The sequence below is a fragment of the Flavobacterium sp. genome (assembly GCF_046317795.1).
Taxonomy (GTDB): domain Bacteria; phylum Bacteroidota; class Bacteroidia; order Flavobacteriales; family Flavobacteriaceae; genus Flavobacterium.
In genome coordinates, this window is the sequence record NZ_JBKCVI010000093.1 from 1 (window position 1) to 5,046 (window position 5,046).

A 5,046-nucleotide genomic window follows, 5' to 3' on the forward strand; every position below is an offset into this window, starting at 1 on the left:
CAATTTAGAACTCTACACAGCATTAGAAAAAAAACAAAAAAGCATCGCCGTTATGATTGCTCATTACGCAACCTATGAATGGGTAATCTCGATGAACAGAAAAATTGAATTTGAGGGTTTTGCTATTTATAAAAAAGTCAATAACAAATATTTTGACAAATTAGTAAGAAACATTCGCTCCAAATTCAAAGCTACTTTGATAACAACATCTCAAACCATTCCAGTGATTAAGGAAAATGAAAGTTTGGGTCATCGAGGCGTTTATGGTTTTGCCAGTGATCAATCTCCCCAAGAATCAAAAGCTTTTCATTGGCAAAAATTTATGGGAATTGAAACTCCTGTTTATACCGGTGCCGAAATGCTTGTCAAACGATTTGATATGAATGTGATTTTCCTTCGTGTCAAAAAAGTAAAACGAGGTTATTATGAAGCAACTTTTGAACTGATGTTTGACAATCCAAAAGAAGTGCCCGATTATCAAATATCGGATGAGTTTTTGAGAAGAGTTGAAAAACAAATCTATGAAGCTCCCGAATATTATTTGTGGACACACAAACGCTGGAAACACAGAAAAATATAGTGGTCAGTTTTCAGTCCCGAACTATCGGGAGTATTCAGCATTTTAAATTGAGAACCAATCTTTGACCATTTCTTTTTCCGAATGGTTGTCGTTTTTATGGGCAAATTCATTGGTTTTTGGGTTATAATCATAATCCTTTGACCAAACCAGATGGTTTTTTGCTAAATCTTTAATACTATCACAAACCATTGTTATTTCTTCATTTGTAGTCGTTGGATGAATTGACATTCTAATCCATCCCGGTTTTTTGATTAAATCGCCAGATGTGATTTGGCAAATCAAATCATTTGAAGTCTCTTGGTCAACGTGTAATAAATAATGACCATAAGTTCCAGCACAACTGCAGCCACCACGTGTTTGTATCCCAAATTTATCATTCAATAATTTTACTCCTAAGTTAAAATGCAACCCTTCAATGTAAAAAGAAATTACCCCTAATCGATCTTGATGTTGATTGGCTAAAATGTGTAAATTTTCAATAGTATTAAGCTCGGAAAAAATATACTCAACCATTTCATGTTCACGCTCCAAGATGTTTTTCACACCCATTTTCTCCTTCAACTGAATGGCCAAAGCGGTTTTTATAACTTGCAGAAAACCGGGGGTTCCACCATCTTCTCTGTCTTCAATATTGTCAATATATTTATGTTCTCCCCAAGGATTTGTCCAACTTACAGTGCCGCCACCGGGACAATCGGGTACATTGTTTTTATACAAATTTTTATTAAAAATCAACACTCCAGAAGTGCCTGGTCCGCCTAGAAATTTGTGCGGAGAAAAGAAAATAGCATCTAAGTAACGTTCATCATCAGGGTGCATATTGATGTCAACATAAGGTCCAGAACAAGCAAAGTCAACAAAACAAACTCCTCCATGTTGGTGCATCATTTTGGCTACTTCGTGATAGGGCGTTCTAATTCCTGTTACGTTGGAGCACGAAGTAATTGATGCAATTTTAAAACTTCTGTCTTTGTATTTTTCAAGTAACGTACTGAATTCCTCTAGGCAAAACAATCCCTCATCATTTGCTGGAATAACCACTACATCGGCTATGGTTTCCAACCAAGAGGTTTGATTGGAATGATGCTCCATGTGGGAAATAAAAACAATCGGTTTTAGTGCTTTGGGTATGGTTGTAAATTCTTTTAAATTCTCTGGAATCCGCAGACCTAATATCCGTTGAAATTTATTCACTACACCTGTCATACCCGTTCCATCAGTAATCAAAACATCATTTTCATTGGCATTGACATGATTTTTAATAATATGTCTTGCTTTGTGATAGGCCATGGTCATGGCGGTTCCCGAAATGGTCGTTTCGGTATGCGTATTGGCTACAAATGGCCCAAACTCATTCATCATTTTTTCCTCAATAGGACGATACAATCTTCCACTGGCTGTCCAATCGGTATACACTATTTTATTTCGTCCATAAGCAGAATCAAATTCTTGGTTAATCCCAATAATATTTTGACGAAATTGCAGAAAATAGTATTCTAAGTTGGTTGTAGTTTCTGAGGCAATCATTTGATAATTATTTGGGTTCAAAGATACATTATTTTTAATTTTTTGGAATTACTTCTCGTTTTCAAATCAACTAATTTATGAAGCCAAAAAACAAAGTTGTTGCTTTTTTTATTTGCTTTTTTTAAATAACTCTATTTTTGTACTATTTATTGCCCAAAAAACAGTAAAAAATCACCATTAGTGGTGATTTTTTTTTAAATTTATCTGCTCACCTTTGAACACATAACTATTTAAAAACAAAACATTATGAAAATTTATGAATCAGAAGGAACATTTAGCCCCACCAAAAAAGAATTTAGTTTTAAGGTACAAGCCACTAAAATTGGCGAAGATACTTATGAAATCAAACAGTATTTTGACATTTGCAGAAATGATAGATTTGCCATTGTAGCTATTTTAAGTACTAAAAATGGCAATAAAAATGACTTGAGTCGCAAAAAACCCAACCATACTATTGACGTTACCAATATCCCATACAGCAAGCTAAAAAGAGATTTAAGAAAACCTGACGATTCAGACATTGCCGATGCTGTAAATAAAAAAAACGAAATTATTCTTTATGTCCACCATGCCATTGGTTTTGACATCAACAATCCAGAGGATAAGGCATATCTCGAAAGTTACAAAAACGGAACCGCTACAAATCCACCTAGTATTGCAGGAGGTGCTCCTCCTGGAAAAAAAGGAACAGGTGTGTTGTTATAAAAAAAATAAATGATAGCTTTAAAAAAAATAATACTAACAACAGTGCTCTTCTTTGGAATCGCTGTTGTTAGTTTGGCACAAAACCGCCAACTTAAACAATTTGATACCGCATTTGAATCTTTAGATTTTAATGATCGAATTACTGCACTCAAGAAAATAAATCCGGAAACGCTATCGGCAAACGATAAAGGAAATTATTATCGACTGTATGCTCAAACTTTTTATTACAATAGCGAAGGCGACCAAGCGTTGCGCTATTTTATGAAATCAATTGAAGTTTATCAAAATAGTGGGAATTTACAAAAAGCAAATGAAATCAAGATTACCGTTGTCGAGATAAAAAGCTTATCGGGCTATGCTTATATAGACTATCAATCCTTGCTCGAAGAGGTAATAGCGTATGCCAAAAAAACAAATAACACAAAACTGCTTCGTGATACTTTTAAACTAACAGCCAATTGTATCATTACTGAAGAAACTAAAAAAGCGATTAACTATTATCAACTCGCCATTATTGAAAATAAAAAATTAAAAGACACCCTTTTTGAAAGCCATTTACTCAGCAATATTGGACTGGCATACAATGAATATCTCAAACAACCAGAAGTTGGCAGAAAGTACTTTAAAAATATCTTACCCTATTATCAAAAGAAAAAAGAGTACTATTATGTTGCTTGTACTTATATTAACATGGCTTCGGTAATGCGAAAAGAAAACAAGCTGGACTCTGCTATTTACTATTACAAAAAAGCGGATTCACTTGATTTTAAAAATAATCGCACTAATCTTAAAATTATACTTTATACTGAAATGTCCAACACCTATAAAGAGTTGAAGGACTATAAAAGTGCTTTGGAATATTCAGAAAAACAAAAAGTATTTGAAAATATTAATGACAATAAAGAAATTACAAAAGCCATTAGAGATATAGATACAAAATACCAAACCAAAGAAAACAAACTCCAAATATCATCGCTGAAAGATACCCTGGAAAAAGCAGGAATAGTACTGATAGTCCTTCTTTTAGCTCTCATAGTTTTCTTTCTTGGCTATCAAAACCTGAGAAGAAAGAAAAAAATAGCGGAACAGGAACAACTCATCCAAAACCAAAAACTAGAAAATATTCTACAAGAACAAGAACTCAACGAGATTGATAAACTCATAGAAGGACAAGAAAAAGAGCGAATCAAAATAGCCAATGAGCTTCACGATAATATGGGCAGTATGCTAGCCACCATAAAACTCAACTTTGAAAACCTAAAACTACGTAAAGATAGAATTGAACCCGAAGACGAACAACTATTTGACAAAACAGATTCACTACTAGAAGAGGCCTACCAAAAAGTAAGAAGTATAGCCCATACCCAAAACGCAGGAGTAATAGGCAACGAAGGACTAGTCCCTGCCCTATTCAACATAGCCAATAAAATTACAATACCCGGAAAACTATCGGTGCAAGTAATCCCATTTGGACTCAACGAACGGTTAGAAAACTCGCTTGAACTCGCCATTTTTAGAATGATACAAGAACTATTGACCAATGCGGTAAAACACGCCCAAGCCACAGAAATTACCATTAGCTTAACCCAACATGAAAATAACCTTAACATCATCATAGAAGACAACGGGAAAGGATTTAATCCTAAGAATAGGAATAAAAATGAAGGTATGGGATTGACTCATATTGAGAAAAAAACAGAACAACTAGGTGGCAACTTTTCGATTGATAGTACAGAAGGAAGAGGCACATCCATACTAATAGACCTACCATTATGATTACTATTGCGATAGCCGAAGACCATCAAGCGCTTATAGACGGACTGAAATTATTTCTTCAAAATGAAAACGACATACAAGTTGTTGGCGAAGCCAATGACGGCGAAGCGCTCATTGAACTGGTCAAAATAAAAAGACCCACAGTGGTGCTCACCGATATCAGAATGCCCAAATGTGATGGCATCAAAGCCACCAAAATCATTAAAGAGCTTTTTCCCGAGACCAAAGTAGTCTGCTTTAGCATGTTTGACCAAGTGGAAGCCGTTGACCAGATGATGGAAGCTGGAGCGTCGGGGTATTTATTAAAAAATGCTTCCCTAGTAACGCTCCTCGAAGCCATTCGACATGTAGTAAAATTTGGTACTTATTATGATTACAACGTTATTCTTAACCACCATCATACCAAAGAAACGATTATCCTGAGCACAAGAGAAAAAGAAATCTTGCGACTCGTTGCC

5 protein-coding genes are annotated in these 5,046 nt (G+C 34.9%); 4 read left to right on the forward strand and 1 reads right to left on the reverse strand.

What is annotated here, in order from left to right; genetic code table 11:
• Positions 1–580: lysophospholipid acyltransferase family protein (locus ACK5ON_RS05580; protein ID WP_409820681.1), on the forward strand; the 580-nt coding region annotated here is incomplete at its 5' end.
• Positions 581–622: 42 nt separating this feature from the next.
• Here the strand turns inward: ACK5ON_RS05580 and ACK5ON_RS05585 are convergent.
• Positions 623–2,107, reverse strand: a complete 1,485-nt coding sequence (locus tag ACK5ON_RS05585) for an aminotransferase class V-fold PLP-dependent enzyme (RefSeq protein WP_409820683.1) — start codon at positions 2,105–2,107, stop codon at positions 623–625.
• 246 nt (positions 2,108–2,353) lie between these two features.
• On the opposite strand from ACK5ON_RS05585, the gene ACK5ON_RS05590 reads away from it, so the two are divergent.
• The 3 genes from ACK5ON_RS05590 to ACK5ON_RS05600 form a co-directional block, all read left to right on the forward strand.
• Complete coding sequence (locus ACK5ON_RS05590) at positions 2,354–2,812, forward strand: hypothetical protein (RefSeq protein ID WP_409820685.1); 459 nt, start codon at positions 2,354–2,356, stop codon at positions 2,810–2,812.
• 9 nt (positions 2,813–2,821) lie between these two features.
• Positions 2,822–4,588, forward strand: a complete 1,767-nt coding sequence (locus ACK5ON_RS05595) for an ATP-binding protein (protein WP_409820687.1) — start codon at positions 2,822–2,824, stop codon at positions 4,586–4,588.
• Positions 4,585–5,046, forward strand: a 462-nt coding sequence (locus ACK5ON_RS05600) for a response regulator transcription factor (protein WP_409820690.1), incomplete at its 3' end; no start/stop codon positions are given. The genes ACK5ON_RS05595 and ACK5ON_RS05600, both read left to right, overlap by 4 nt.

What these genes read in the sequence shown, in the direction of transcription:
- ACK5ON_RS05585 (WP_409820683.1), bottom strand. Translation starts at nt 2,107, where the DNA reads ATGATTGCCTCAGAAACTACAACCAACTTAGAATACTATTTTCTGCAA.
- ACK5ON_RS05590 (WP_409820685.1), top strand. Translation starts at nt 2,354, where the DNA reads ATGAAAATTTATGAATCAGAAGGAACATTTAGCCCCACCAAAAAAGAA.
- ACK5ON_RS05595 (WP_409820687.1), top strand. Translation starts at nt 2,822, where the DNA reads ATGATAGCTTTAAAAAAAATAATACTAACAACAGTGCTCTTCTTTGGA.